This window comes from Shimia aestuarii, from assembly GCF_022814865.1.
Taxonomy (GTDB): Bacteria; Pseudomonadota; Alphaproteobacteria; order Rhodobacterales; family Rhodobacteraceae; genus Shimia; species Shimia aestuarii_A.
Map to the genome: position 1 here is coordinate 1 of NZ_JAKVRD010000012.1, position 26182 is coordinate 26182.

At 56.3% G+C, this 26182-nt stretch carries 26 protein-coding genes, 1 tRNA gene and 1 rRNA gene; 20 read left to right on the plus strand and 8 right to left on the minus strand.

Going from position 1 to position 26182, the window contains the following annotated elements:
• Together rrf and MK745_RS12520 are read left to right on the plus strand one after the other, a co-directional pair.
• A 5S ribosomal RNA gene (gene rrf / locus MK745_RS12515) occupies nt 1-86 on the plus strand; the annotation flags it as partial.
• Between the two features lie 199 nt (nt 87-285).
• A tRNA-Met gene (locus tag MK745_RS12520) sits at nt 286-362 on the plus strand.
• Between the two features lie 197 nt (nt 363-559).
• Here MK745_RS12520 and MK745_RS12525 read toward each other — a convergent pair.
• The 5 genes from MK745_RS12525 to MK745_RS12540 all read right to left on the minus strand — a co-directional run bounded on the left by MK745_RS12525 (nt 560) and on the right by MK745_RS12540 (nt 4055).
• The gene (locus tag MK745_RS12525; protein ID WP_243613642.1) at nt 560-1075 is read right to left on the minus strand and encodes an isoprenylcysteine carboxyl methyltransferase family protein; all 516 of its coding nucleotides are present in this window, start codon (nt 1073-1075) and stop codon (nt 560-562) included.
• Between the two features lie 168 nt (nt 1076-1243).
• Nucleotides 1244-2317 (minus strand): class I SAM-dependent methyltransferase, encoded by a 1074-nt coding sequence (locus MK745_RS12530; RefSeq protein WP_243613643.1) that lies wholly within the window; start codon nt 2315-2317, stop codon nt 1244-1246.
• 167 nt (nt 2318-2484) lie between these two features.
• A complete protein-coding gene (locus tag MK745_RS12535) occupies nt 2485-3312 on the minus strand; it encodes an oxygenase MpaB family protein (protein WP_243613644.1) in 828 nt (275 codons plus the stop codon).
• A 118-nt stretch (nt 3313-3430) separates the two neighbouring features.
• The gene (locus MK745_RS19885; protein WP_431978973.1) at nt 3431-3658 is read right to left on the minus strand and encodes a DUF1127 domain-containing protein; all 228 of its coding nucleotides are present in this window, start codon (nt 3656-3658) and stop codon (nt 3431-3433) included.
• A gap of 46 nt (nt 3659-3704) precedes the next feature.
• A complete protein-coding gene (locus tag MK745_RS12540) occupies nt 3705-4055 on the minus strand; it encodes an STAS domain-containing protein (protein WP_243613645.1) in 351 nt (116 codons plus the stop codon).
• A 216-nt stretch (nt 4056-4271) separates the two neighbouring features.
• Between MK745_RS12540 and MK745_RS12545 the strand changes: the two genes are divergently transcribed.
• Nucleotides 4272-5774, plus strand: a complete 1503-nt coding sequence (locus MK745_RS12545; protein WP_243613646.1) for an alpha/beta hydrolase — start codon at nt 4272-4274, stop codon at nt 5772-5774.
• Between the two features lie 57 nt (nt 5775-5831).
• Here MK745_RS12545 and MK745_RS12550 read toward each other — a convergent pair whose 3' ends face one another.
• Both MK745_RS12550 and MK745_RS12555 read right to left on the minus strand, forming a co-directional pair.
• The gene (locus tag MK745_RS12550) at nt 5832-6467 is read right to left on the minus strand and encodes a ChrR family anti-sigma-E factor (protein ID WP_243613647.1); all 636 of its coding nucleotides are present in this window, start codon (nt 6465-6467) and stop codon (nt 5832-5834) included.
• Entirely contained in the window at nt 6464-7129 is a 666-nt protein-coding gene (locus MK745_RS12555) for a sigma-70 family RNA polymerase sigma factor (protein ID WP_431978974.1), read from the minus strand. Before MK745_RS12555 ends, MK745_RS12550 begins: the two co-directional genes overlap by 4 nt.
• 97 nt (nt 7130-7226) lie before the next feature.
• On the opposite strand from MK745_RS12555, the gene MK745_RS12560 reads away from it, so the two are divergent.
• From MK745_RS12560 to MK745_RS12625, 15 genes are all read left to right on the plus strand, one after another.
• A complete protein-coding gene (locus MK745_RS12560; protein WP_243613648.1) occupies nt 7227-8504 on the plus strand; it encodes an NAD(P)/FAD-dependent oxidoreductase in 1278 nt (425 codons plus the stop codon).
• Nucleotides 8501-9250, plus strand: coding sequence for a DUF1365 domain-containing protein (locus MK745_RS12565; protein ID WP_243613649.1), 750 nt, complete (start codon nt 8501-8503; stop codon nt 9248-9250). Before MK745_RS12560 ends, MK745_RS12565 begins: the two co-directional genes overlap by 4 nt.
• On the plus strand, nt 9247-10407 hold the full coding sequence (locus MK745_RS12570; protein ID WP_243613650.1) for an SAM-dependent methyltransferase: 1161 nt from the start codon (nt 9247-9249) through the stop codon (nt 10405-10407). Before MK745_RS12565 ends, MK745_RS12570 begins: the two co-directional genes overlap by 4 nt.
• 43 nt (nt 10408-10450) lie before the next feature.
• Complete coding sequence (locus MK745_RS19890; protein ID WP_411028177.1) at nt 10451-10927, plus strand: chalcone isomerase family protein; 477 nt, start codon at nt 10451-10453, stop codon at nt 10925-10927.
• Nucleotides 10924-12147, plus strand: coding sequence for an MFS transporter (locus MK745_RS12575; protein ID WP_243613651.1), 1224 nt, complete (start codon nt 10924-10926; stop codon nt 12145-12147). Before MK745_RS19890 ends, MK745_RS12575 begins: the two co-directional genes overlap by 4 nt.
• Nucleotides 12144-12698 carry a DUF3833 domain-containing protein gene (locus tag MK745_RS12580; RefSeq protein ID WP_243613652.1) on the plus strand — a complete coding sequence of 185 codons (555 nt, stop codon included), beginning with the start codon at nt 12144-12146 and terminating at the stop codon, nt 12696-12698. Before MK745_RS12575 ends, MK745_RS12580 begins: the two co-directional genes overlap by 4 nt.
• Nucleotides 12695-13423 carry an SDR family NAD(P)-dependent oxidoreductase gene (locus MK745_RS12585; protein ID WP_243613653.1) on the plus strand — a complete coding sequence of 243 codons (729 nt, stop codon included), beginning with the start codon at nt 12695-12697 and terminating at the stop codon, nt 13421-13423. Before MK745_RS12580 ends, MK745_RS12585 begins: the two co-directional genes overlap by 4 nt.
• Nucleotides 13424-13489: 66 nt before the next feature.
• Entirely contained in the window at nt 13490-15145 is a 1656-nt protein-coding gene (locus MK745_RS12590) for a U32 family peptidase C-terminal domain-containing protein (protein ID WP_243613654.1), read from the plus strand.
• 117 nt (nt 15146-15262) lie between these two features.
• Nucleotides 15263-16513, plus strand: coding sequence for an aminotransferase class I/II-fold pyridoxal phosphate-dependent enzyme (locus MK745_RS12595; protein WP_243613655.1), 1251 nt, complete (start codon nt 15263-15265; stop codon nt 16511-16513).
• 5 nt (nt 16514-16518) lie between these two features.
• A complete protein-coding gene (locus MK745_RS12600) occupies nt 16519-17154 on the plus strand; it encodes a DUF4833 domain-containing protein (protein WP_243613656.1) in 636 nt (211 codons plus the stop codon).
• A complete protein-coding gene (locus tag MK745_RS12605; RefSeq protein ID WP_243613657.1) occupies nt 17151-18263 on the plus strand; it encodes an inositol-3-phosphate synthase in 1113 nt (370 codons plus the stop codon). The genes MK745_RS12600 and MK745_RS12605 overlap by 4 nt, the downstream gene beginning before the upstream one ends.
• Nucleotides 18264-18268: 5 nt before the next feature.
• Nucleotides 18269-19063: an SDR family oxidoreductase gene (locus MK745_RS12610; RefSeq protein WP_279391802.1), complete on the plus strand. Its 795-nt coding sequence runs from the start codon at nt 18269-18271 to the stop codon at nt 19061-19063.
• The gene (locus tag MK745_RS12615; protein WP_243613659.1) at nt 19060-19944 is read left to right on the plus strand and encodes a phosphatidate cytidylyltransferase; all 885 of its coding nucleotides are present in this window, start codon (nt 19060-19062) and stop codon (nt 19942-19944) included. The genes MK745_RS12610 and MK745_RS12615 overlap by 4 nt, the downstream gene beginning before the upstream one ends.
• Nucleotides 19945-19984: 40 nt before the next feature.
• Nucleotides 19985-21103, plus strand: a complete 1119-nt coding sequence (locus MK745_RS12620; protein ID WP_243613660.1) for an LptF/LptG family permease — start codon at nt 19985-19987, stop codon at nt 21101-21103.
• Nucleotides 21100-22269, plus strand: coding sequence for an LptF/LptG family permease (locus MK745_RS12625; RefSeq protein WP_243613661.1), 1170 nt, complete (start codon nt 21100-21102; stop codon nt 22267-22269). The genes MK745_RS12620 and MK745_RS12625 overlap by 4 nt, the downstream gene beginning before the upstream one ends.
• On the opposite strand, the gene MK745_RS12630 is transcribed toward MK745_RS12625, so the two are convergent.
• Nucleotides 22184-23602, minus strand: coding sequence for a mechanosensitive ion channel family protein (locus MK745_RS12630; protein ID WP_243613662.1), 1419 nt, complete (start codon nt 23600-23602; stop codon nt 22184-22186). The two genes, MK745_RS12625 and MK745_RS12630, sit on opposite strands and share 86 nt — an antisense overlap.
• 250 nt (nt 23603-23852) lie before the next feature.
• Between MK745_RS12630 and leuC the strand changes: the two genes are divergently transcribed.
• Together leuC and MK745_RS12640 are read left to right on the plus strand one after the other, a co-directional pair.
• Nucleotides 23853-25256: a 3-isopropylmalate dehydratase large subunit gene (leuC, locus tag MK745_RS12635; protein WP_243613663.1), complete on the plus strand. Its 1404-nt coding sequence runs from the start codon at nt 23853-23855 to the stop codon at nt 25254-25256.
• Nucleotides 25256-26134, plus strand: coding sequence for a hypothetical protein (locus tag MK745_RS12640; protein WP_243613664.1), 879 nt, complete (start codon nt 25256-25258; stop codon nt 26132-26134). The genes leuC and MK745_RS12640 overlap by 1 nt, the downstream gene beginning before the upstream one ends.
• Nucleotides 26135-26182: the final 48 nt, after the last annotated feature.

A 26182-nucleotide genomic window follows, 5' to 3' on the forward strand; every position in this document is an offset into this window, starting at 1 on the left:
CGGTCCCATCCCGAACCCGGCCGTTAAGCACCGTCGCGCCGATGGTACTGCGTCTCAAGACGTGGGAGAGTAGGTCACCGCCAAACCTAGTAAGAACCAAATAACAAATTTGTACCTCTCTGAATGAAAATCCTTGCCAAAAATGATGGTTCGCTCAATGCGAATGGCAAGGTCACAGCTCAAACGTTTCTGAATTCGCCATACGGCAAAGAACGGAAACGCGCCAGATGTGAGGCAAGGCTCTTGAAACTCGGGTCATGCTGAAATAGGTATCCATCACCTTGTCGCGGGGTGGAGCAGCCCGGTAGCTCGTCAGGCTCATAACCTGAAGGTCGTAGGTTCAAATCCTACCCCCGCAACCAATCACAAGATACTCACAAGTAGATGCTTTTCCTTAGATGCGTCAGCTAAGGAACGGGCATGCCATTCCGTTCAAGATGTCTGCATGCCCGAGCCGCGACATACGGGTATCTCGCCCACTCCTGTAGCGGTCACTGTCCTCTGTGCTGTGGCGTGGAGGGTGGCTCTCTCCCCACGCCACAGGACCGAAGAGCGTGCTTTAGTACTGCGGAAAAGTCTCTCGCATGATCTGCTCTTCTTGACGTATGCGGATTGAGAGGATCACCACATACACCGGACCAAGTATCAAAAGGGTGCGCCAAGCATTCAGAGCGATCGCGAACCCGACGAGTTCCGGCAATATGTTCAGGAAATAGTTGGGATGCCGGAAGCGCTTGAAAAGCCAACTCGTCCGCAAGCAGTGATCGGGCGCGATGTAGAGTTTCACGGTCCACAGCCTCCCAAGTGCTGCGATTACCCAGAAAAGCACACCAATCGACAAGACGTAGAGACAGACTCCGATGCCATTGCCCCAGGTGAAGCTCGAAATGGATAAATAGCTCTCTGTGATCGCAGCGAGATAAAAGGCTATGTGACCAGCAGCGATCGCTTTGGAAGCGTTCGCGCCGTACTCCACGGCGCCCTCCTCTCGCAGGCGGCGCTCATTGCGCATTGAGATAGAGAGAGAAAGAAAGCGAACAGCGACGGCCGCTATGATGAAGATGATTTCGAACATGTGTGTCCTTTGGATCCCTGCGAACTGCGGGCGAGCGAATTCGGAGGGGCTGTTTCGTGAAAGAAATCTGGATTTCTTGGAGAGAGGCGATCGCGTTGATGCCATCCCCTAGAAACCAAAAAAGGAGACAGTCGCATGACTGTCTCCTCGTTCTCTGGTTTCGATGCTCTAGGCGGGCTTGGACATCCTTGCATAGACGATGTGCCGATTTTCCCCGAAGAACAGTTCGGTTTCGACATCTTGTCCAGCGCAGGCGGCAACAACGATCTCTCGCATCTGCGATTCATCGCGGAGCAGAAGGGACCAGTTCATGAAAGTTTCCATATAGCCTGCAGGGACGACCTCGGTGCTGAAATTCCCTACGAGAAGTGTCCCGCCGGGGTTGACCAGATCAAGAAGACGCCGTGTCAGGGCGACTGCAATCTCGAAGGGAAGATAGTCATAGACGCCTGCAGAGTAGACGAGATCGAACAGACCGAGATCATACTGTTGTGCCATTAGGCCCTTGATGCTTCCGGCCATGGGCTCAACGACAGTCTCTGCGAAGTCTTTTCCAACCACCGTTAGGTTCGCTTCGTCCTGATCCAGAGCAACCCAACGCGACAGAGATTTACCTGCCAACGCGGAAGAAAACTCGGCTTCGCGAAGGTGGCCACAGGCGACCGTAAGAATCTCTGCGCCGCCACGGCGCGCCGCCGTTTCATCGACGAACTGCGCCAAGATCTCGCGGCGTTCTTGCAATGCGAGAGCGCTCGATGAGATGCTGGTGTAGGCATAGATGTCCTGGCCGAATTGGCTGCTGCTTTCTACTTCCTCCTGAGCGGCGGGATGGCGGTACAAGAGATCGAGAAGCACGCCATCACCGGAGTACCCACGTGGCTTCTCATAAGACCGGCGAGTGAAAGGGTCAGCCATCAATTTGTCGCGAATGGGGTGTGCCTGTGCCAACGGTACAAGCTCTTTCCACGTTTCAGGGGAGCACTCTGAACGCAGATCGTGCAGCTGCAAGACGAGGCATTCGACCAGATAGCCAGCGTCGCGGCCGCCGTTCAGGAAGAAAGCCGCAGTGTCGAGAACCTGTGCGAGCTCTTCCTTGGCCTCGTTGGTCTGGAGAGTTGGTGCCTTGCCGGTATTGGATGCCGTGTTTCTTAGCGCGTGTTTGATGTCCTTGAATTGCTTAAGCGAGTCTGCAGCCTGTGCTGCGGTTTCAAATACAGTCGCCCGCGGTTCATGCGATCGCATGGTTGTTTCCTTTCAATGTTGGAATCTCGTGATGAGCGATCGAATAGGGCTAAGGCGTGTGCCCGACCGTTGTCGTGTCCGTGGTAGTCCTCAGAGGAACCGTTGTTTTTCCTTGTTTCTCACGGCTTCGTTACTGCGGGCAGCTGCACGGTTCGCTCGGTCGCGTCTCAGCGAAACGTACCAAGGCGCGAGATGTCGTAGCCTTGAGGATAGGTGGGCCTAGGGACTTGTGTCAGGAGGCGGGGTTTCCGGCGAAGCGGCAACCCTCTAAGCGCGAAAGCGCGCAACCGCAATACGGTCGGGACAGCGCGACATAGCCAAGAGGGAGGCTTTTGAAACCCCATGCTTTCGCGCAACGGAGCATCAAGCAGCGCATGCACAACAGGTCGCCCCAAAGGAATCAGTGGGCGGGGCAAATAGAAAGACAAGAGAAGGTTCACCGTGCTTTGGGCGACCGTCGCGTTCGTCTCTGAGAAGCGAAACCGTTCGGTCTCATAGTTCACATTGAAACGAACCATGTCTTCTAAGGAATCTGGCAGCGCTGAAATCCCCATCCGCGATCCAAGCCCGCGATAGTATCGGAACCACGCAAGCTGTTCCCTGTTCGTCATGGGGCGGCGGCCAAATCGATCCAACCAGCGGATTGGTTCGCAGATGAAAGTGGACAGAACATAGAGCATATCAGTGTTTGATAACCGGTAGCGCGCATGCATCTCGTTCATTCGCGCGATTGCCTCTGTCCCCCGCCGGCTTTCAAGCCCGTGTTCCATTGTCTCGGCTAGGATGATCTCAGTATCGTCATAGCGCTTGCGAGGTCGGTTTTCGAACTCCCCCGTTTTTGCCAAGAGGCTTGATATGGCAGGAACGGCATAGGTGCGGAAAAGAGCGAACTCTAGGGCGCGCTCGATATCCCAGGAGAATTCATAGGCGTATAGCAGTCGCGCGATCTCTTCAAATTTCTCATTTGGGTCAAGAAAGGCAATGCGGTCCGCCACACGTTCACCTTTCTTGGGCTTCCATATTGGGCGTTCATTCTTTTCATTGATATGCTCTGGCTGTGGGGCAAAGGCGTGGTCGAGTTGCCATGGTTCGACAATCGCGGTGCGGTATCGGTTAGAGTTTCCACAAATGTCTGCAAACGTCTCTTCGGGACAGGCCTATGTCCTTGAGCAGGTAGTCTGGCAGACGCTCCAAGTGGCGTTGGTCTTTCTGTCGCTGCAGGTGGGCGTTGACCGCAGCCAGACAGATCGAGAGCAAAGATGCATCACGGTGCGATGCGAAATGCCCAGATGCGTTGCGTTGTGTTCTTGAAGAGGGGTGAAGTAGTGCTGATGTCCGCATCGAGAGGTTCCTTGAGGTGCGAGTTTCCTGAGATTGGTGTTGGGGATCAGCTCGCCTTGTGCATGAGAATTGCGCGGCGCTCCTCAGTCTCGGGCTTATGCTTGAAAAGGTGATTGTAACCGAGCCGAGAAAGCGCCTGATCTACGGACGGGCGAGAGCCGATGATCTTCAAAGCACCGTTCTGATACTGGGCTAGCTTGGCCGCGATAACCAAGCCGCGCACACCAGCGCGAGTCACATGTGTGACGCCGGTGAGATCCACTACCAACGTTTCGCCGGGTGCCTGAAGGCAGGCAGCAACCACTGCGTCTAGGAGTTGTCCTGCTCCAGAGCTGTTGATCACTCCTGAGACCGCAAGTCTCTGAGAGCCGATGTCTGATTTGATGGACAGGTCCATTCGAGTTTTCCTTCATTTCATGGCCAGGACGGTCGAGATACTTGCAGAGGCTTGGGCCGAAACTGAGCTGCTCACCATGGTGATTGCACGTTATGGTTGTTTGGCGCCGTGTTACCTTTGGCGGCTTTCTCGCAGAGGAAGGTTGTTGCAAGCGTTGTATTGCGGGTGGTAACTGGCCGAAGTTCCGTTGTTTTTGATTCTTGTTGGGGCCGCAACATGCGCGTGTTTTTGCTCGGTGAACTCCGTGTACTTGATGGTGATGTCGAGTTGCCGCTGCCCTCCTCGCGCAAGGCACGCGCTTTGCTTGCGTTCATGTTCGCTACATCTCGTCCACACCGGCGCGAGCGTTTGTGCGAGATGTTCTGGGATCTTCCGGATGACCCCCGTGCGGCACTTCGTTGGGCGCTTTCCAAGTTGCGCCAAGTCGTCGATAGACCTGACCAAGTCCGAATTATCGCCGATCGCGAACGAGTCGAGATCGATACGGGTTCTGTCGAGATCGACCTTTGGCAGATTCACGGCGAATTGCAGCGCCGCGGTCAAACAAGCATTGAGACGCTTGAGAGAATGGCCCGAATGCTCGAGCAGACGCCGTTTGACGGCCTTGATGGGGCGGGGAGTGACCTGTTCGAAGCATGGCTTCAAAGTGAACGCGAGGACATCGAAATCTCGCGCGTGGAGGTCCTTCGCCAACTCGCCACTCATCCAGATATCAGCGAGTTTGCAGCGAAGAAATGGCGGCGACTTTGGCGCGAGGCCAATCCTGAGGGCGCGGACGAGTATGCCCGATCCGTTTCTGAGGAGGCCGCCGATGTTGCCAATTCTCAACCTACGGCAGAGAGACATTCAAGGCCGCGCGAAGCCGAGGCACTCAAGGAGCAGAGAATCGGATTCTGCGAGGTCCGCGACGGCACAAAAATCGCCTACGCCACAATCGGATCAGGCGCACCCTTGCTCAAGGCAGCCAATTGGCTCACTCATCTTGAGTTTGATTGGCAGAGCCCGATCTGGGGCCGGAGTTTCGCAGAGATTGCAAAAGGCCGTCGCTTCATCAGGTATGATGAACGTGGATGTGGCCTTTCGGATTGGGATGTGGATGACCTTGGTTTTGATGCTTTTGTCGAAGATCTTGAAACCGTTGCCGACAGGCTTGGCCTCGAGCGCTTTCCTTTGCTTGGAATCTCGCAGGGCGCAGCCGTTTCGATAGAATATGCGGTGCGTCACCCCGAGCGGGTTTCGGCTTTGATCTTGCTTGGAGGGTATGCGGCGGGCTGGCGGCATACGGTTGATCAGGAAGAACGCGCTCGGCGAGAGGCGGTTATGTCCTTGACGGAAGTGGGGTGGGGCACAGACAACCCAGCCTATCGCCACATCTTTTCACAGACTTTCATGCCAGATGCACACGCCGAAACCCTTGCTTGGTTCGATGAGCTTCAGCGCCAAACAACGTCGCCGCGCAATGCCGCGCGGTTTCAGGATGCGTTCGGCAACATTGATGTCCGTGATCGCCTCTCTCAGGTGCGCGCACCTACTCTGGTGCTACATTCGAAGTATGATCAGCGAATACCGCTCGCCACCGGTCGAGCGCTCGCCGCTGGGATACCTGATGCTCGGTTCGTCCCTCTTGAGAGCCGAAACCATGTTCTCGTTGGAGACGAACCAGCTTGGAAGGTGTGTGCCGAGACCATGGCAGAGTTCTTGGCAGACCAAGGTTTGTGACACGCGTGAGGGTTCTTAAGACTAAAGTCCCCGAGTTCCCGAAAGTACCCCTGTCCGTCAGATCCGGAAGACCGGCTGCAAAAGGCGAGGCAGGAGAGATTTGAAGTTCAGCGGTTCGTCCGTTGCGGCCAGACAGATGCACGGGACATCACCCGTGGCGACCGGCTGATGGTCGAGCTCACCATCAGCGATCTCCATATCACCGACGCCAAAACGACCGGTCTCGTCTTCGAAGGCTCCCTGCAGCACCAGCGTGAGTTCAAGGCCCCCATGACCATGCTCTGGCACCGCTTCGCCTGCCGGGATGTAGAGAAGGCGCGCAGAACAGGACTTCTCACGGTAGAGGACGGATTGACGGATGCCAGCACCAAGCGCACGCCAGCGCGGCGGAGTCCCGTTCATGGCCTGCATAAGCGGCGCGGGGAAAATGCCCGAGGCGCGGAATGGTTTGTCTTCACGCGGAGGCGTATCAAGCATATCCAAAACACGGTTCCGCAGGACGGGCGATACGGAAACGCTTGATGATCCGTCGAGGACGGCACCTCCGATACTCGCATGCGCGGCGTAGCTCGCACGACAGGAGTCACACATCGAGATGTGTGTCGCCAGTACCAAAGCGTATGCCTGGGGCAGGTTTCCCGAGACATAGGCCGCCATCAAGGCGTCCGATATGTGATGGGAGATATGCGTCATTTGCTCGTCGTTCCCTTTAGTTCGTGACGGAGTTTTTCCAGACCGAGACGAATTCGTGATTTGATGGTTCCCAATGGGATACCGCTGGTCAGTTGGATCTCCGAATGGCTCAATTCGCCAAGGTAAGCTTGTTCAATCAATTCGCGCTGCGACGGGGTGAGACGCGTGAGCGCCGAACGAAGTGCAGTAACTTCCTGTTCGAGCCCGACGATCTGCTCTGCATCACATGTATCGACATCGTCAGAAATCAACTCTTCGGGCACAGGTCTGCTATTTTTGCGGAAAAGATCGACCTGACGGTTGCGGGCGATCTGATAAATCCAGCCAGACACGTCGGCGCGGTTTGGATCAAACTGATGCGCCTTGTTCCAAACAGACAGCATCACGTCTTGGACAACATCTTCGGCTTGGCCATTCGTCACGCCGGATCGGATAGCAAATCCCTTCAGGCGCGGGGCGAAATGGTCAAACAAGCTCGAAAACGCTTGCTTGTCGCGGTGATCTCTTACAGCCAACATCAGTCTTGTCGTCTCACATCTCGGTTGTTGTGCGGTCGGGGTTTGCGTTGCGTCTGGCTCTTTACTCCGCATGGGGGAGAAAGAGGTTGGAACGCTCAGGCCCTCTTTGACCACGCTCATCTGGTGTCCCTGTTCAAGCAGCATACTCCAGATACGCCCCTATCTGGGGTTTGGATCATTTTTTGATCCGGTTCCCGAAGAAGGCCGTAACATAAGAAAAGCCAAGCCTTTAGGAGCGCAAATGTCATTTGATGTCCCCATCCCCATTCGTCGCAAGATCGCAATTGTCGGAGGTGGTATTTCCGGACTCGCAGCCGCCTATCTTCTGGCTGAGAAAAACGACATCACGCTCTTCGAGGCTGAAGCGAACCTTGGTGGGCATGCGCGAACCGTTATAGCGGGGCGCAATGGGGATCAGGCGGTGGATACGGGTTTCATCGTGTTCAACTACGCAAACTATCCCCATCTCACCGCGATGTTTCGTGATCTCGATGTGCCGGTCGAGAAAAGCGATATGAGCTTTGGCGCCACAATCGACAATGGACGCGTGGAATACGGTCTGCGATCTCTCTCGGCTCTCGTCGCGCAACGGCGCAACCTTTCGCGTCCCGGTTTCTATCGGATGGTGAGGGACATCATGCGGTTCAACGAGCGGGCAGAGGAAAGCGCTTCATCCGACGAAATCACGATCGATGAGCTTGTAGCGGAACTTCGGCTTGGGGATTGGTTCCGTGACTACTACCTCCGCCCGATCTGCGGGGCGATTTGGTCGACCGGCACAGACCAAATTGGCCAGTTCCCCGCACGAACGCTTGTGCGTTTCTTTCGAAATCATGCGCTCATGAGCACCACAGGTCAGCATCAGTGGTGGACGGTGAGCGGCGGCAGCCGAGAGTATGTCACGCGACTTTCGGCACATCTTGCGAGCGTTGGATGTGATCTGCGTTCAGCCACACCGGTGCAGAGCGTTCTGCGATCAGGTGGCGTTGTGCGTGTCGCTTCGGAGCGCGGTGTGGAGACATTCGACGACGTGATCTTTGCCTGTCATTCGGATCAGGCCCTGCGACTTCTGGAGGCACCAACGAAGGACGAGAAGGCGATCCTTGGCGCCATTCAATATCAGGACAATCACGCGATCTTGCATGCCGACGAAGCCCAGATGCCGCGGGCGAAAGGGTGTTGGTCTTCGTGGGTCTACAAGGCCGAAAGCAATCAGGATGCTTCAGGCATCGGGGTCACCTATTGGATGAACCGGCTTCAAAACATCCCGGAAAGCGATCCGCTCTTTGTGACGCTCAATCCTTTGCAGTCGGTTCGGGAAGACCGCATTTACGATCAGAAAACGTTTCGCCACCCGGTCTTTGATCGCGCGGCATTGGATGCACAATCCAAGATCAAGACGATTCAGGGTGAGAACAATACCTGGTTCGCCGGCGCCTACTTGCGCAATGGCTTTCATGAAGATGGATTTGCCAGCGCCGTGCGTGTCGCTCGTGATTTTGAGCGGGTGCTCCAATGAACGATTGGCCAGAACACCTTCGCGGGTCGACCACACATGCCCGAAGGGGAGCGATTGGAAACACGTTCCGATATGGGGTGGATTATGTCCTGATTGACCCAGATGCAAACGACGGTCCTCTACTTTTCTCACGGAACCGCCTGAACCTCGCGTCGGTGCTCGACCGCCACCATGGCGGTCCGGTCGGCGCAGGACGTGGCAAGGCCTGGGCGAAGGAGGTCTTTGAAGGGGTCGGTTTGAACGCGGACAAAATCCTGCTTCTGACGCAGCCTCGATTCCTGACCTACGTATTCAACCCGGTGAGCTTTTGGCTCGCATTTCGGGATGACGACCTTGTGGCGGTGATCGCCGAAGTTAACAACACCTTTGGTGACCGCCATTCCTATCTCTGCCACTTGGAGGGATTTGCGCCCATTCGAGCGCAGGATCAGATAGATGCAAAGAAGGTCTTCCATGTGTCGCCTTTCCAGCACATCGAGGGCGACTACCAGTTCAAGTTCGATATCTCAAAGAACCGAATTGCGATCCGTATCGCCCACATCAATGGCAGCGAAGGTCTTATTGCGACTCTCTGTGGGGAGCGCGCGCGACTTAGCAATGCGCGTTTGCTTGGCGCTTCTATAAGGCGCCCCTTTGGGCCACTGCGTACCATTGCGCTCATCCACTGGCAGGCAATTCGCCTCAAGCTCAAAGGCGCGACATACACGCGTCGTCCCTCGCCACCCGAACAGGAGGTTTCTCAATGAACTTTTTCGACAAACGTGTCCGGCACGAGTTTCTTTCCTGTTGTGAAGGTATGCGACAAGGGACGCTGCACCTCGTGACGCCGGAAGGTGAAAAGCATGTCTTTGGCGATGGTGGTCCAGAGGCCGAAATGCGCCTTCACGACTGGTCAGTCGTCCCGGCAATGGCGGCACGAGGCGACGTCGGTCTTGGAGAAACCTACGTAGAAGGACTCTGGGATACGCCCTCGATTGAGAACCTTACAGCCGTCGCACTTCGCAATCTCGACAATTTCGAGCAGTTTGCGCACCCATCGCCTTGGAATACGCTGCGCTACCGTGTTGTGGACCGCATCATGCGTGCGAACTCCCGCCGCGGAGCGGCTCGCAATATCCGTAGTCACTACGATGTTGGAAACGAATTCTACCAGCTCTGGCTTGACCGCGGCATGACCTACTCCTCTGCGCTCTTTTCCGAGGGAGACAATGATCTCGAAACCGCGCAGAACCGGAAATATGATCGGATTTTGAGCCGCCTTGGTGAAGGAGAACGCGTTCTCGAGATTGGATGCGGATGGGGTGGTTTCGCAGAGCGTGCGGCAGAGGCTGGGCGCTCTGTGAAAGGTGTCACGATCTCTCCTTCTCAAAAGGGTTATGCCGATGCGCGCCTCGATGGGCGGGCGCAAATTGACCTTTGCGACTATCGAAACGTTGAAGGCACCTACGATAATATTGTCTCAATCGAGATGATCGAAGCGGTGGGTGAGCGTTACTGGCCAACCTATTTTTCGACACTTAAGAAGCACCTCTCAGAGAGTGGTCGTGCGGTTGTTCAGGCGATCACTGTCCCGGATTCCTATTTCGATATCTATCGGAAAGGTTCGGACTATATTCGACAGTATACGTTCCCCGGAGGGATGCTGCTCTCTGATGCTGTGATCGCGAAGGCAGCAAGAGAAGCGGGGCTCGAGGTCAAGGAGAGCTTTGCTTTTGGCCAAGATTACGCTCGTACATGTAGGGTTTGGTCAGAGCGTCTGATTGCAGAGCGCGAGCGGATCATGCGACTCGGCTACGATCAACGCTTCATGCGCAATTGGCAGTATTACCTTGAGATCTGTGCCGCGAGTTTCGCGGTGAACCAAACAGATGTTGTGCAAGTTGAGTTGGCTCATGCGACTTGAGACAGCAAGAAACTTCGCGACGCTCATGGTTGCCACCGGACTCATGATTTGCTCGGTCACCGCGGAAGCGAGAGAGCTACGTGATCCGGTCGTTGTAGGCGCAGCAGAAGTGCGGTTGTTCGGATTCAAGCTCTACGATGCACGATTGTTGACGCCCGGCGGGCGGACCTACGATCCTGACCGTCCACACGCTCTCGAGCTGCGCTATGCAAGGTCATTCGATCGCGAGTCTCTCCTACGTGCGACGAGGAAGGAATTGGAACGCATCCAAGGTGGCCAGCAAGGTGTCGATCAAGCGATGGATCGGTTGCGTCCGTGCTTTCGAGACGTTTCATCCGGGGATCGATTCAAGGCTACTGCGCACGCTCCGAATAACCTCTCGTTTCACCTCAATGGTCGTCAGACCTGCGTTGTGGAGGGCCCCTCCCTTGCGCGAAGGTTCCTTGCCATTTGGCTATCGGATAGTGCGCGCGATCCGGGGCTCTCGCGAAAGCTACGAGGCGTTGGCGCGGGCCAATGACACATCTTTGGCGTGTCATGATATTTGCCATCGTACCGGCAGTCGCGGGAATACCGCTCTATTTGCATTTGCCGCGATATGCCTCGACCGAGCTTGGGCTCGATCTTGCGGTTGTTGCGGGGCTTTTGTTGTTCTTGAGGGTCTTTGATTTCGTTCAGGATCCTTTGCTCGGCAAACTCGTCGAAGCTTGCCAAGATAGGCTACCCCTGCTTGCGGCGCTCGCCAGCTTTGGGCTTGGGGTCGGTTTCATCATGGTATACGCGGTAGAGCCGCCTTTCGCGCCTTTGGCTTGGTTGCTCGTGTCGCTTCTGCTGCTTTTTACGGCCTTTAGCTTGGCGACGATCCTTTTCTATAGCCAGAGCATTGCGATTGCAGGTGAGCGCGCAAACCTGCCGAGGCTTGCTGCCTGGCGCGAGGTAGGTTCGATCTCTGGTATTGTGATTGGCGCCTCGCTTCTTCCACTTGGCGCTTTCCTCTGGGGAAGTGTAAATGCCTACACCTTCTTTGGCCTCGCGCTTGCCGTTCTTATCGCAATGGCTTGGGCCATCTCTCTCCCTCTCTGGAAGATGCGGGGACCAGCGACCCCCAAACTACGTTTCTCTGACTTGAGGCAGGCGGGCGGAGGGCGTTTGCTTGTTCTGGCATTTATCAACAATCTGCCAGTGGCGGTCACTTCAACGCTCTTCCTCTTCTTCGTTGAGGATAGGTTGCAGCTTCCGGGCGCGGCTGGTGGTTTCCTTGTCTTGTTTTTTCTAGCCGCCGCGGCGTCGGTTCCGCTTTGGTCACGCCTGATAGTGAAGTTCGGAGCGCGCCAGTCGCTTTTGTGGGCTATGGCCCTCGCGATCTTATCTTTTAGTGGAACTGCGTTTCTTCCAGAAGGGGCGGCGCTTCTATTCGCGGGGATTTGTCTTGCATCCGGCGCGGCGCTGGGCGGTGATATGGTGATCCTACCAGCTCTTTTTTCGGCTCGGTTGGATGCGGCTGGTCTCTCGCAGACGGGGGCTTTTGGCTGGTGGGGGGCGTCGATCAAGGTTGCGCTTGCCATGGCCGCAGCGATGACTTTGCCGATCCTCGATTGGTCGGGCTTTCGACCCGACGGTGACAATACAGCGTCGGCGCTGCTGAGTTTGACGCTTCTATATGCGGTGATCCCCTGTTTCCTGAAAATCGGCGCGGTGGCCCTTGTGCTGCGCCTGCCATCTCATGAGGTTTCAATATGAAGTCGCTTCTGATTATCCTTATTCTTATCATTGTCGCTATTGTCCTGCTCAAGCTAGCGATTGGATTTCATACACAAAGGCCGTCTCACTATGCAGGCACAGGCCCTGCCTTTGATCTGCGCAAGCATCTGTCTGGCCCAATGAAATCCGAAGGTATGATCTATGGCCCGCGCGGGCGCGTGTCTTCAAGGTTCGTCGCAGATATGAACGGCACCTGGGAAGGCGAGACAGGCACTCTAACCGAAGATTTCGTCTATGCAGGGAGTGGGCAAGAACAAGCGCGTCGTTGGTCGCTGATGATTGGTGAGAACGGGAAGTTCACTGCGACCGCCCCTGATGTGATTGGCACGGCACATGGTGAGGTGTCTGGGGCGACTGTGCGTCTGACATACCGGATCAAACTTCTCGAAGATGCTGGCGGGCATGTCCTTGATGTCACGGACTGGATGTATCTGATGGAGAATGGTGTCATCATGAATCGCTCTGAGATGCGCAAGTATGGTGTCAAAGTTGCAGAGCTGATTGCCACGATCCGCCCGGTGTCGCCATGAATCTCCACGGCAAGACCTACTGGATTATTGGCGCGTCCGAAGGCCTTGGGTTGGCGCTTGCGCGGCTTCTGTCCGCCGAAGGCGCACAGGTTATCCTGTCTGCGCGCAATTCGGAGCGCCTACAGGAAATGGAGAAAGAGATCGACGGAGCCCGAGGTGTCGCAATGGATGTGACGGATGGGGAGTCTGTTGCACAAGCAGTGGAGCAGGTCGGGGAGGTCGACGGGATCGTTTATTCGGTAGGACTCTATGATCCAATGCCTGCGCAGGATTGGGATGCAGAACGGGCGCTATCCATTGCCGAGGCCAACTACATGGGGGCGCTGCGGGTGCTCGGCCATATCGTGCCTGGGATGGCCCGAAGAAAAGACGGGCACATCGTGCTTGTCGGGTCTTTGGCCGGTTTCTCGGGGCTTCCTGGCGCCATTGGATATGCTTCCAGCAAGGCCGCTCTTATGCATCTCGCGGAAGACATGTATGCAGACCTGCATCGGAGCGGTGTTCGCGTCCAACGCGTCAATCCGGGGTTCATTCGAACACGTTTGACCGCAAAGAACGATTTCACCATGCCTCAGATCATGGAGCCAGAAGGCGCGGCTCGTCATGTGTTGCGGGCGATGCGATCTGGCCGGTTTTCGACAAGCTTCCCAAAGCCGTTTGCCTTGTTGTTTATGGGATCAAAATTTCTGCCTCGGCGTCTTTTTCTTAGGCTGATGGGGGCCTGAATGGGTTCTTTGCTCTGCTGGTGTTTCTGATGTATGGAGAGGCCTTCCGAATGGAAAGCGCGAGTCATGACCCAACATCGTTCCGAACTTCTTATGCCGGCTGGCAACCTTCGAAAGCTCAAGATGGCTGTCCTCTACGGGGCGGATGCCGTGTATCTAGGGACGCCTGACCTCAGCCTGAGAACAAAATCCGAGTTCTCGCTGGAGGACGTTATCGAGGGGGTGGAGTTCTGCCATGCACATGGTCGCAGGGCGTATCTGACGCTCAACCTCTTTTCGCACAACAAGGATATTCCCAAGCTTGATGAATACCTTGAGACGGTGCGCAAGGTGAAGCCGGATGGGCTAATCATCTCTGACCCGGGTGTGTTTCAATATGTCCGCGAACGCGCGCCGGAGATCCCGCTTCATGTTTCGACGCAAGCCAATATCGCCTCTTGGTTAACCACGCAGTTCTGGCAGTCGCAGGGAGCCGACCTTGTCGTTCTCGCCCGCGAGGTGTCTTTTCCAGAGCTTGAAGAAATTCGTGAGAAATGCCCGGATATCAAGCTCGAAGCCTTCGTGCATGGCGCGATGTGCATGACCTATTCGGGGCGATGCCTTTTGTCGAACTTCATGGCTGAGCGCGGTGCCAACCAAGGGAACTGCGCCAATTCCTGTCGTTGGAACTACAAGTTCCATATGCGCCTAAAAGATGGGACAGTTCAGGAACTGATCGTCGATGAAGACAACCTCGATATGTTTGAATTCTTGCTCGAAGAAGGGGTGCGTCCAGGTGAATTCCTCCCGATTCAGGAAGACGAACGCGGGAGCTATATTCTGAACTCTAAAGACCTTTGCCTTCTGCCGAAGCTTGATGACTACCTGCGCATCGGCGTCGATAGCCTCAAAGTCGAAGGGCGCGGCAAATCGGAATACTATGCTGCGATTGTTGCGCGCGCCTATCGCATGGCGATCGATGACTACTATGCCGATCCGGAAAACTGGAATGCGGCAGACTACATGGAAGAGCTTGAGACCGTGGGCAATCGTGGCTACACGCTCGCATTTCACAAGGGACGCCTTACAAATCTAGCGCATGGCTACGAACACACTCAGGCAATCGCGCAATGGGAATATGCGGGAGTCGTGACGGAAGTCACCGATGACGCGTTCCACGTCGAAGTGAAGAACAAGCTCGAGCCTGGCGATGTGATTGAGATCGTATCACCCACCGCGCGCAATACGGTTTTGCTTCGCGCTTATGAGTATGAGGTCGCAGAAACCGGAGAGATCAAAGACGTGATCCACGGTAGCACCAAGACAATCATCCGTTTGCCTTTCTCCCTTTTTGAGCATGAGGATGCCGATGATCTTCGTGCAAACTTTCCTGTGTTTACCGTTCTGAGAAAAGAGCGCGCCCTGACTGAAGAGCAATGGGCGCGCCTCAAACTCGACAAAACGGCGCTGGCGATGGAAGTGAAGGACACGACGGGCGAAACTGCCTATCGCCGCCGCCGCGACGCGCTTGTCGAGGCAATCGAGAGTGATGCGAATACGCGCCGTTTCAAAACAAACCGTGTCGGCACCGAAGGGTGTTGTGGCAAGGGCTGCAACGGTTGCTTGATTTTCTGGCAAGACGACAGTTATGCCAAGGCGCGTGAAATCCTTCTTCAGCGCAAGCAAGGGGCCATGCTGACAAAGGCGGAAGCTGCTGCTTTCCGCCTTCCTGCGGCTGAGTAGGTGCCCTGTGTCCGCTATTCGCCTAACGCTCTCAGGAACAAAGCGTTTTGCTAAGCCTCACGAATTCGTTAGAAGGGTGTCGGGGACAATATATAGCCGTCAGACCGATACCCGAGGGTGTGGGCGGAGGACTTAATGCAAGAAAAACGCTCCAGCTTTCTGGACTATGCTGAACGCAGATACAGGTTGGCGGGCAGCGCCTTGGTAGAAGGAGGGAACCATCCCTACTTCGTTGAGACGGATTTGCTTGAAGAATCTGCCGATCAGTGGCCGGAGGGTTTTCTAAGCCTCTCGCACTATGACTATCTTGGTATGATGCAGGATCCGGAAGTCACAGCGGCCGCCAAGAGCGCGATCGATCGCTTTGGAACCGGTGCAGGCGGGTCGCGGCTCGTCGGAGGCGAGCGCAGTATCCATCGCGCTTTCGAGAAGGAACTTGCCGCTTTTCTTGGGGTTGGAGGTGTCCTTTCGATAATCTCCGGTTATCTGACTAATATGTCGATCATCGGGCATGTGATGACGGGGAGAGACCTCGTCATCGCGGACGAGTTGGCGCACAATTCGATCATTTCCGGATGCAAGGCCGCGAAGTGCACTTTCTTGACCTACCCACACAATGATCTGGAGGCCTTGAACGCTCTGCTCGGCGAGCGGCGGCAAGAATTCGGGCGCGTGCTCATTGCGACGGATGGGCTCTTTTCGATGGATGGGGACATTACCGACCTTCCAAGGTTGCTCGAGATCAAGGACGCGCATGACGCATGGCTTCTTCTCGATGAAGCACATTCATATGGTGTCTTGGGGGAAACGGGTCGAGGCCTCTCTGAACACTTCGGCGTCGATCCCAAGCGCATTGAGCTAGCAGTCGGAACACTTTCAAAGAGTTTCGGTGCGTCGGGAGGTTTCATCGCTGCGGAGGCGCGCATTGTTGAGTGGTTGAAGTTCACTCTTCCGGGTTTTGTTTATTCCGTTGGCCTCGCCCCCTCGACGGTTGCATCGGCGCGCGCGGCGCTCGGCGTTCTAAGACGTGAGCCAGAACGCGTAGCCAGATTGCGCGAGAATTCACGCATGTTCCTCAATATGGCACAAGCGGCAGGCCTCGACACCGGAGATGCCATAGGCGAGGCCGTCGTCCCTGTGTTGTTCGAGAGTCCCGAAGAGTGCGTCTTTGTCGCCGGAGCGCTCTTGCAGCAAGGTATCTACACACCTCCAGTGGTGCATGTCGGGATTCCGAAAGACGCGCCGCGCATTCGGTGCTTCATCTCGGCAAAACACAGCCAAAAAGATTTCGAGCGGACTGTGAGCGCAATCCTTGCCGCGCGCGCTGCGTTTCAATCAGCCAGTATCGAGGGGCTGCGCGCGAGTTAAGTGAGATGATCGGGCTTTCACCATATTGGCTGTTGAGGCAGGCCCTACTGCTTGGGTGCATCCTGTTGTTGTGCACTATGGCGCCGCATGTGGCCAGCGCGGATCCTTCACTCGATCTCATCGAATCCAAGGAGACAAAGCGCCTCCCGGTTGTTCAGCCGAAATGGCCACGTCCGAACGATGCCGGGCAGGTCTTCTACATCCAGAGGTCCATGAACCCTAATACCGTGGTCTATCGTGCGCGATATGATGCCTCGGGTGATTTGATATCCAGCCGTCCTTTGGATGCCTATTGGAGGCGCTATGCCGAAGAAGGGCAAACGCGCCGACTGAAGGTGGTCGAGCGGTTGTTTGCATATGGTATCTCGGCACGCGCGCTTCGCAGCGGTGAAGGCTTCGCCGCGCGCTTTGCAGCTCTTCCGAAGCTCGCGCCCGAACTGCGTCAGGAAGCACCGTTTAAATCGGCGCTTTGGGTGCGTATTCAGGGGCGTGAGTATCGGTTGATCTACGGGTATCTCGATCTGGACGAAAGTGGCCTGATTGCCAAAGTTGTTCGCCTTCGCCTATTTACATTCGATCCTAAAAAGGATGCATACGTGACGCACATGATTTCCGTTTCGGGTGGAGACATTCGCCAATGACTGCTCAAGAATCCAAGTTTATTCGCACCGCGATTGTCGGTGTCGGCAATTGCGCCAGCTCTCTCATTCAGGGGGTGAGCTATTGCCGTGCAAGGGGCGAAGACGCTGTCGGCGTGAGTTTCCCTGAGCTCGCGGGCTATACGCCTGCGGATGTTGAACTTGTAGCCGGGTTTGACGTAGACGCGCGCAAGGTCGGTCGGACACTCGGCGAAGCGGCGATGGCAGCCCCGAACTGCACCGAGCGGTTCTACACAGAGTTGAGCGATCAGACCGCGACAGTACACCGAGGGCCTGATCTCGACGGTGTCGCGGCGCACATGCTTGCCCGCCCTGAAGATCGTAGTTTCCGGCTTTCAGATACACCGGCTCTGGACAAGGATGAGATCATTGCGATCCTGAAGGAGACGGCTGCGGAGGTCATGATTATCTTCTTGCCTGTCGGATCGCAGAAAGCAGTCGAGTTCTATGTTGAGTGTGCGCTTGAAGCGGGCGTTGCCGTCGTGAACGGCATTCCGGTCTTCATTGCGTCCAACCCCGTGTGGGCCGCACGTTTCGAAAAGGCCGGCATTCCCTGTCTCGGCGACGATTTTAAAGCACAGCTTGGCGCGACAATCGTGCACCGCACGCTTGCCAATCTTGCAGAGATGCGTGGTGTGGAAATCGACCGAACCTATCAGCTCAACGTGGGCGGCAACACTGACTTCCTCAATATGTCGGAGCAGGCCCGCCTGACGAGCAAACGCGAGAGCAAGACAGAAGCGGTACAGGCCGTTATGGAAGATCGTCTTGCGGATGATGACATTCGTATTGGGCCGTCTGACTACATCCCTTGGCTCAATGATCGCAAGGTCGCGTATGTGCGGCTTGAAGGTCGTTTGTTCGGAGGGGCTCGGACGAATATTGAACTTCGTCTCGACGTAGAAGATAGTCCAAACGCGGCCGCAGAAGCGCTCACAGCAATCCGGTGTGCGCGTATCGCTCGGGACCGTGGACTCTCTGGTCCGGTAAATGCTGCGAGCGCGTTTCTGTTCAAGCACCCGCCTGAACAGGTTGAAGATACTAACGCGCATGACCTCGTGCTGAAATTCGCCGCAGGCGAAGACGTGTAAGGCATATGCCCGTCGCTTACATAACCGGCGGGTCAAGTGGCATTGGCTTGGCTGCCGCACGGCAACTCGCGGAGCAGGGGTACAGCCTCGCTCTTTTCGCGCGCGGTAAAGGCCGCCTTGATGAGGCGAAAAACAGTCTTGAAACGGACTTCCCAGCTTGCCGTGTCGAGGTATTTCCGGTCGATGTGAGCGAGAAGGCTGAACTCCTACAGGCGATTCAGCGCGCGATCGCGGCGCTGGGCGTTCCTGAGGTGGCGATCGCAAGTGCAGGCGTTGCTGTTCCGGGCCTATTCATTGAACAGGACTGTGAGCTTGCAGAGCGCCATATGGCTGTCAACTACTATGGGAGCTATCACTTTGTGAAAGCGCTTGCGCCCGAGATGGCAAAGTCGGGACATGGGCGCATCGGGTTGATATCCTCTGGCGCAGCCTTCTTTGGGATCTATGGGTATAGCGCCTATGCTCCGACGAAGTTCGCCATTCGTGCTTTGGCGGAAGTGCTGCGGATCGAGCTTGCTCCATTGGGACTCTCAGTCACGCTTTGTTACCCGCCGGATACTGAGACCCCGCAACTTGAAGAAGAGAAACGCACCAAGCCGCGCGCGACGCAGATCATAACCGACGGTGGTGGTTTGTGGCAGCCTGAAGATGTGGCAAAGCGGCTCCTGAGAGGAATGCACCGCGGCGCAGCGACCGTTGCGATCGGTTGGCAGCTGAAGATGCTTCTTTGCTTTGGAGGCGTCCTCGCACCGGCCCTGAGATGGCATCAGAACCGGATCGTGCGCAAGGTCGAGAAATGAGCGGGTTGCAAGTGGGCCAATTGGCTTGGGTTGCAGCAGCATTGCTTTGCTGCGGTCTCATGGTGCTGGGCGGACTGATGCTTACACCGCGCGGCCGGCCGCTCGCAAAATCTCTGGCAGGCTCCGCTGGAAGCCTTGTTCTCACCATGGGCATTTTGTTTGCGGCGTTCCTTGGTGGAACCTGGGTGCTCGGGGCGTTCTTTCTCGCCTTGGCTGTTCGGGTCGGGTTCGAAGCGGGGAAGGTCCGTCTTGGCGAGGAAGCCAGCAAGGTGCTTGCTCTGGGAGCTGGTGGGATAGCGTTGATTGCCATGATCAGCCCGATAGGAGCGATTGCTCTCTCAGGGCTCTGGATGGTGCTGTTCGGGCGCTTGATTGGGCTGTCGTGGAGTGCAGAGAGCCGGTTCCAACCCTTTGTCGAACTGGCGGTCTATCCGGTTCTTCCGGTCGCCCTCTTGGCGCACGGTGCCCTTGATGAGGGGCTTCGACCAATCATTCTTGTTGCCTATATCCTGATCGAGACGTTTGACAGCTATGCGCTCGTGTTCGGCAAGCTTTTCGGGCGCCACAAAGCCTTTCCTCAACTTAGCCCGCGCAAGACGGTAGAAGGTCTCTTCGGCGGGGCGGTCATCCTTGTGCTGACCGTTGTCTTGGTTTCGACAGCAATGAGTCTCCCCCCTGTAGGTGCGGCAGGACTAGCAGCCTTGGTGGGTATATTGGGCCTTGCCGGAGATCTCAGTGCGTCGCGTCTCAAGCGTGTTGGTGGTGTGAAGGATTTCCCTGTGGTTCTTGGTCATCAGGGAGGTGCCCTGGATATCTTTGACAGCTGGATTGCAGCGGGTGCTGGGTTGAGTCTCTTGTCGATCCTCTTCGTACTATCATGATCCTCTTGCGTCCTAAGGCAGGCGCGTTGACAATCAGACTATGATCCGTGTTGGCCCCGTCACTCGTATTCTCGCACGCCCCACCCTTGCAAGGCTGGGTCTCTTGTTGGTTTTGGTAGTGGCGGTGTTTCTGGCTGAGAGCTTCACCACTCTTATGGAAGAGGCTTTGCGGTATGGCGGTGGAAGTGCTGATGTACTGCTTCTCTTGGCATATCAGGCGCCAGAGATTGTCGATCTGGCCCTTGCGCTCGGCGTCCTGATTGCGTTGTTTTTTGCGCTGTGGGACGCGCGGGATCGTGGCGAGCTCGTTGTGCTCGCGACGAGCGGCGTCGGGTGGCCAAATGTTCTCGGCTTTGCGCTTATTCTCGGGGTTCTCGGTGGGATCTTATCGATTGGCGTAGCGGGCTATGTCATTCCCACCGCGCGTTACGCCGAGCGGATTGCAATGGCGGATCTTCGATCTGACCACGTCCTGCGCGAGATCACGGCGCCCGGACCACGCAACTCGCGACAAACCATTAACAAGATGACTTACATCGCAACGCCGCCAACAGATGAAGCCCAACTACGGGGCCAACTCTTCGCGTTCCAAATGCACCCGGATCAGTCTTGGCGCGCTGGGCAATCCCGTGATTGGGATGTCATTGGTCCCGACGAAGACGGGAACTACGTGATCAAACTCAATACGACTGTCGCGTATACCTCTCCCGGCTTTGGTTCAGAAACCGAAGAGCCGCCCGCCGTATCAACTGTGCGGGTTCGCAATACCGGGGTCGATTTTCGTATGGAGGAAGTCTTGCCAGTCGCGAAAAAAGCGCACAGGGACAACGAGAGCCCCGTGTCTCTGATGCCTGGCGTGGACCCCCGTCTGGGCAACGTCCTTACGCGCGGCCTTCTTGTGCCGATGGCGGCGCTTCTAGCGGTTGCCGCGGTTCTTGCTTCTGGCCAAAGTTTCCTGCGCTTTTTGACGCTACCCGCTGCAGCGTTGCTTCTGCTGTTGTTTGATGTGCTGGGGCGAACCGTAGTGCGCGATCTTCTTGATGTTTTGCCTTTCTGGCAGTTGGTGTGCGGGGCATGCCTCGCCTATCTCGGCCCTTCGCTCGCGTTCGTGTTGATGAGAGGCGAGGCCGTGATGCTTCCCGTTCGGGGTAAGACATGAACTTGCGGGCCCATATTGGAACTGCCGCGCGGCAGATCATCCTCTTGCATCTACGTATGATCGGTTTCGTGATGTTCGTCTTGCTAACGGTGGCAATTGCGATCGATCTGACCAACAACTTGGAAGATGTGCGTCGCCATGCAGAGCAAGCGGGTGCTCCTTTCGTGCCACTTCTGGCGAAGTATCTCGGGTATCGAGCGATCGACATTGTGACGCGGTTGTTGCCGATGGCGAGCCTCGCGGGGGCATTCTTGGCCGAGCTCTTGCGGCATCAACGGATGGAGAATGTTATTCTTTCCGCAGCGGGTGCCGGTCCCAGTCTCGTCTACGGGGCGCTTCTGACAGTGGCGCTGCTTATCGGGTCCGTCCAGGCGAGTTTGGAGGGGTGGTTGCGGCCCACCGCGATCTGGGCGCAGGTAGACCTCGATTTGGGTTCATATGCGGGGCGCTTTCGGCGCGGCTTGATTGGTCCCGAATGGTTCACGGATGAGACCCGCGCCATCCGCGCCAAAGTCATGCGTAGCGATGTTCCTGAACTTCGCGACGTGATGGTCTTTGACGGTATCGAGCAGGAAACCCTGAACAGCATCGTCTTTGCCGAGACTGCGGTGCCGGGCGATACACCGACGGCTTGGATTCTACGAGATGTCGTGCTCTGGAAAGGGGAACCGGGAGCGGTCATGCAGCCGGAGCAACTGGAGAGCCTTGAGATGGTGTTTCCGCTCTTGCCGACCCATCTTCAATATCATGGGGTGCTCGGGTTCTATCTTCCGAGTGCCCCACTTCGAGAGATCGCGGATTTTCGGGAACGTGCTCAGTGGGCCGACGCCGAAACGGCCGTGGCGCGGAGGTATCTTGCGTTCTTGCTTCCCGGTGTCTTCGCATTCCTTGGAGCGACCTTGTCGCAGGCCGCGCGGAGCGGACGGTTCATTTCCTGGTGGCGCCTCCTGCCGCTTGGCACGACGGGATATGTCACATTGGTATCGGTCAAGTCCTTTTGGGCGCTGGGTGAGTTTGGGGTGCTTGCGCCTTGGTTCTCTGCCGGTGCGCCTCTCGTGTTCGCCTTTTTACTTGCCTGCCTTATCCAGTTGGCCCTGATGGGGCGGCTGTACTCTCCGCATCGTCGCCGAGCATACGAACCTCTCGTTGAGGAAAAGGAATACTGATGCCGTTGTCCTGAAACGCGTCCCAGAGTGCCAAGAAGACGTTGCCGCGGATGTTTGTCAGGCCACCAGTCGGATCTTCGATCCAGAAGCGGAGGATATAGTCGACCGAACTGTCTCCAAAACCAACGATGTGGCAGACGGGCGCCTTCGGATGAGCGAGCACACGTTCTACACTCTTTGCAGCATCGATTGCGATGCTGCGTACTTTGTGGGGGTCGTCGCTATAGGCCGTTCCAAAGTGGATATCGAGGCGGACAAAGGCATTTGAATGCGACCAGTTCACGACCTGACCGGTGATGAGATCCTCGTTCGGAATGAGGTATTCGCGCCCGTCTCTGGTCACCACACTGACATAGCGTGCGCCTAGGCTATTGATCCAGCCGAAGGTCTCTCCAAGACTGATCACATCACCGGGTTTGATCGACTTGTCGAGGAGAATGATGATGCCCGAGACGAGATTGGAGACGACCTTCTGAAGCCCGAAGCCTAGCCCGACCCCAATGAAACCGGACATGAAGGCGAGGCCGCGCATGTCGAAGCCGATCATTTCCATACCGATCAGGAAGGCGCCAGCATAAAGCAACACCTGGAGGAACTTCACGAAAAGCACCTGCATAGATGGTGATATGTCGGGGTTGCTGCGAATACGTTCCGCGGAATGGCGCGATAGGAAACGAGCAAGCGCTAGAGTCAGGCCAAGCATCACAGCGGCTTGCAATACGATCCAGAGGGAAATGCTGGTCTCACCTACGGAGAATGCGATCTTCTCGAGAAGCTGAACTGCCTCTTCCGAGAGGCCTAAAATGGTCAGGGTGACCCAAATCCAGGCTCCGTAGCGAAGCGTGGCGCGCAGAAAGGCGTTCTGAACCACACGGAGAACGAGTACAACAACGAGCCAAGCGGTCGACAAGTTCGCCAAGACACCTAGTAGATAGGATCGGCTCGGCCAGGTCGTCTCGCGCATGATGAGCACGGCAATCCAGATAAGTACCACGAAGACGATCAGTCCGAGCCGTCGATGGGCCATCACGAGGTATCGGTAGCGCCATTTCGGCCAGCCTTCCCGCGCTTTAAGCCATTCGTATAGGCGTGGCTTCAGGAAGCGAGAGATGAGATAGGCGGTGGCAAACAGGCCAAGTGCGATCGCGGCTTGATATGCATTCCATGGGCGCATGAGGCCGGTGCTGAAATCCAGAACCTGTTCCCAGACGCCGAGCGCAATCTCGCGTGCGTTCGGATCAGGCAGAGATTGGGCAGCTCCTTCTGCCAACTGGTTCAGTGGAGATGCGGATGCAGATGGTATTTCGGTTCCGGTCGTCGTTACTTCGGTCATGGTCTTCCCTGATGCACATGTAGCGTTGCATGGCTTGCCCCCTTGCTACAAGGCTTTCCGGCAGTTCCTCTTGCGAGACTCAGTCAACGGGTATATCTCGTCACGCATGACACGGATTTTCGACATGGATGACCGCGCACGCCTGCCTTGGCGTTTTTTTGGCGCGACGCTGACCGTTCTCGCTCGTCTATAAGGCGCGCCCAATCCTGTTGCCCAATCAAAACTCATGACAATCCAGGGGAGAGGACCGATGTCCCCCAAGACACTCTATGACAAAATCTGGGACGCACATGTCGCCCATGAAGCCGAAGACGGAACCTGCCTGCTCTATATCGACCGTCACCTCGTCCACGAAGTGACATCGCCGCAGGCTTTCGAGGGCCTTCGTATGGCGGGCCGTGGCGTGCGCGCACCGGAAAAAACGATCGCAGTGCCGGATCACAACGTGCCAACTACGCTTGATCGTGCCAAAGGCATCGATAACGAAGAAAGCCGTATTCAGGTCGACGCGCTCGACACGAATGCCAAGGAATTCGGCATCAACTACTACCCGGTGTCCGACGTGCGCCAAGGTATCGTGCACATCGTTGGCCCGGAACAAGGCTGGACGCTTCCCGGTATGACCGTGGTCTGTGGTGACTCACACACCGCTACGCATGGGGCCTTCGGTGCTCTTGCACACGGGATCGGCACCTCTGAGGTAGAGCACGTTCTGGCAACCCAGACGTTGATTCAGAAGAAATCGAAGAACATGAAGGTCGAGATCACGGGCAAGCTGAAGCCAGGCGTGACCCCGAAAGACGTGACCCTCGCCATCATCGGCGTGACGGGGACTGCGGGCGGTACGGGCTACGTGATCGAATACTGTGGTGACGTGATCCGCGACATGTCGATGGAAGGCCGGATGACCGTTTGCAATATGGCGATCGAAGGTGGAGCGCGTGCGGGTCTGATCGCACCGGATGAGACTACCTTTGAATATGTCAAAGGCCGCCCCCACGCGCCCAAGGCCGGTCAGTATGAGCAGGCTGTCGCGTACTGGAAGACGCTCTTCACCGACGAAGGTGCCGAATTCGACAAGGTCGTGACTCTGCGTGGCGAAGATATCGAGCCCGTCGTAACTTGGGGAACATCACCCGAGGATGTGCTGCCGATCACTGCGGTTGTGCCGAAGCCCGAGGATTTCTCTGGTGGCAAGATCGACGCTGCACGTCGTGCAATCGAGTATATGGGCCTGACCCCGGGTCAGAAGTTGACTGATATCGAGATTGACACCGTCTTCATCGGCTCCTGCACCAACGGGCGTATTGAAGATCTGCGCGCCGTTGCGGACATCGTGAAGGGCAAAAAGGTCAAAGATGGAATGCGCGCCATGATCGTGCCGGGCTCTGGCCTCGTGCGAGCGCAGGCCGAAGAAGAGGGCCTCGCAGACATCTTCAAGGAGGCTGGCTTTGAATGGCGCCTTGCTGGATGTTCCATGTGCCTTGCCATGAACCCTGATCAGCTTGCTCCCGAGGAGCGCTGTGCTTCGACATCGAACCGCAACTTCGAAGGGCGTCAGGGTTACAAGGGGCGGACGCACCTTGTATCGCCGGCAATGGCCGCTGCGGCTGCGTTGACTGGCAAGCTGACTGACGTGCGGGAGATGATGTAATGACCCCCACCGGGGCAAATACGGATTTGCTTCCGGTGGGAACGGTCTGGGTCGGGTCGCAGCTCAATTGGATCGCGCGCATGTCCTTGCAGTCTTTTCTGCACATGGGGCATCCGACGTTTCTCTTTCACACCGATGAGATCGAAGATCCAGGTCTGACAGGTCTTGAGTTGATCAACGTGCGCGAAGTTTGGGACTATCCTGACAAACTTCGCGAGCGTGTGAGCCCGACAGTCTTCTCTGATTTCTTCAGGCTGCGGATGATCCGGGATGAAAGGATGATCTGGGCAGATACAGACGTGTTCTGCTACCGACCGTTCGTGCCGAGAGAGGGCTATCTCGTTGGGCGCGAATATGGTGGCATGATTAACAACAACGTCTTGTTTCTGCCCGAGGACTCCGGTTCGCTCAATGCTCTGATCGAGTGTTTTTCGGATCCCTCTTTCGTGCCGGACTGGCTGCCTCCGCACATTCGTGAGGAAGCGCTGGGTTTCGGTAAGGGGCGGCGGTTGTACGAAGCTTGTCGCCTTATCCCGAATACTGCGGGTCCGAGGGCTATGACGTATATGCTCCCGCTGCACGGAGAAGATCATAATGCGCAACCCGCGCATGTCCTCAATCCGTTGCCTTGGTCCATGGCCGATATCTATTTCAACCCGCATGGCGGGATGGACGGCTGGCTCAAAGAAGACACTATGGCCATTCATCTATACACTTCGCGTATCCGCACGCTTCACAAGCGGGTGCGCCCCCTCAAAGGCAGTTTCATGTCGAATTTCGCAGAGAAGATCGGTTTCGATCTCGATGCCTGCGGTCTCAATAGGAACGCTGTTCAACGCGACATGACTTCATCAATTCCGGCATACCCGGAGATTTAATGCTGAACCCAGTGACCCGTGTTTGAACGGGTTTGGACAAGGAGAATA

Coding starts and splice junctions, on each gene's coding strand:
- MK745_RS12525 (WP_243613642.1), bottom strand. CDS start 1,075: ATGTTCGAAATCATCTTCATCATAGCGGCCGTCGCTGTTCGCTTTCTT.
- MK745_RS12530 (WP_243613643.1), bottom strand. CDS start 2,317: ATGCGATCGCATGAACCGCGGGCGACTGTATTTGAAACCGCAGCACAG.
- MK745_RS19885 (WP_431978973.1), bottom strand. CDS start 3,658: ATGCGGACATCAGCACTACTTCACCCCTCTTCAAGAACACAACGCAAC.
- MK745_RS12540 (WP_243613645.1), bottom strand. CDS start 4,055: ATGGACCTGTCCATCAAATCAGACATCGGCTCTCAGAGACTTGCGGTC.
- MK745_RS12545 (WP_243613646.1), top strand. CDS start 4,272: ATGCGCGTGTTTTTGCTCGGTGAACTCCGTGTACTTGATGGTGATGTC.
- MK745_RS12550 (WP_243613647.1), bottom strand. CDS start 6,467: ATGACGCATATCTCCCATCACATATCGGACGCCTTGATGGCGGCCTAT.
- MK745_RS12555 (WP_431978974.1), bottom strand. CDS start 7,129: ATGCTGCTTGAACAGGGACACCAGATGAGCGTGGTCAAAGAGGGCCTG.
- MK745_RS12560 (WP_243613648.1), top strand. CDS start 7,227: ATGTCATTTGATGTCCCCATCCCCATTCGTCGCAAGATCGCAATTGTC.
- MK745_RS12565 (WP_243613649.1), top strand. CDS start 8,501: ATGAACGATTGGCCAGAACACCTTCGCGGGTCGACCACACATGCCCGA.
- MK745_RS12570 (WP_243613650.1), top strand. CDS start 9,247: ATGAACTTTTTCGACAAACGTGTCCGGCACGAGTTTCTTTCCTGTTGT.
- MK745_RS19890 (WP_411028177.1), top strand. CDS start 10,451: ATGATTTGCTCGGTCACCGCGGAAGCGAGAGAGCTACGTGATCCGGTC.
- MK745_RS12575 (WP_243613651.1), top strand. CDS start 10,924: ATGACACATCTTTGGCGTGTCATGATATTTGCCATCGTACCGGCAGTC.
- MK745_RS12580 (WP_243613652.1), top strand. CDS start 12,144: ATGAAGTCGCTTCTGATTATCCTTATTCTTATCATTGTCGCTATTGTC.
- MK745_RS12585 (WP_243613653.1), top strand. CDS start 12,695: ATGAATCTCCACGGCAAGACCTACTGGATTATTGGCGCGTCCGAAGGC.
- MK745_RS12590 (WP_243613654.1), top strand. CDS start 13,490: ATGACCCAACATCGTTCCGAACTTCTTATGCCGGCTGGCAACCTTCGA.
- MK745_RS12600 (WP_243613656.1), top strand. CDS start 16,519: ATGATCGGGCTTTCACCATATTGGCTGTTGAGGCAGGCCCTACTGCTT.
- MK745_RS12605 (WP_243613657.1), top strand. CDS start 17,151: ATGACTGCTCAAGAATCCAAGTTTATTCGCACCGCGATTGTCGGTGTC.
- MK745_RS12610 (WP_279391802.1), top strand. CDS start 18,269: ATGCCCGTCGCTTACATAACCGGCGGGTCAAGTGGCATTGGCTTGGCT.
- MK745_RS12615 (WP_243613659.1), top strand. CDS start 19,060: ATGAGCGGGTTGCAAGTGGGCCAATTGGCTTGGGTTGCAGCAGCATTG.
- MK745_RS12620 (WP_243613660.1), top strand. CDS start 19,985: ATGATCCGTGTTGGCCCCGTCACTCGTATTCTCGCACGCCCCACCCTT.
- MK745_RS12625 (WP_243613661.1), top strand. CDS start 21,100: ATGAACTTGCGGGCCCATATTGGAACTGCCGCGCGGCAGATCATCCTC.
- MK745_RS12630 (WP_243613662.1), bottom strand. CDS start 23,602: ATGACCGAAGTAACGACGACCGGAACCGAAATACCATCTGCATCCGCA.
- leuC (WP_243613663.1), top strand. CDS start 23,853: ATGTCCCCCAAGACACTCTATGACAAAATCTGGGACGCACATGTCGCC.
- MK745_RS12640 (WP_243613664.1), top strand. CDS start 25,256: ATGACCCCCACCGGGGCAAATACGGATTTGCTTCCGGTGGGAACGGTC.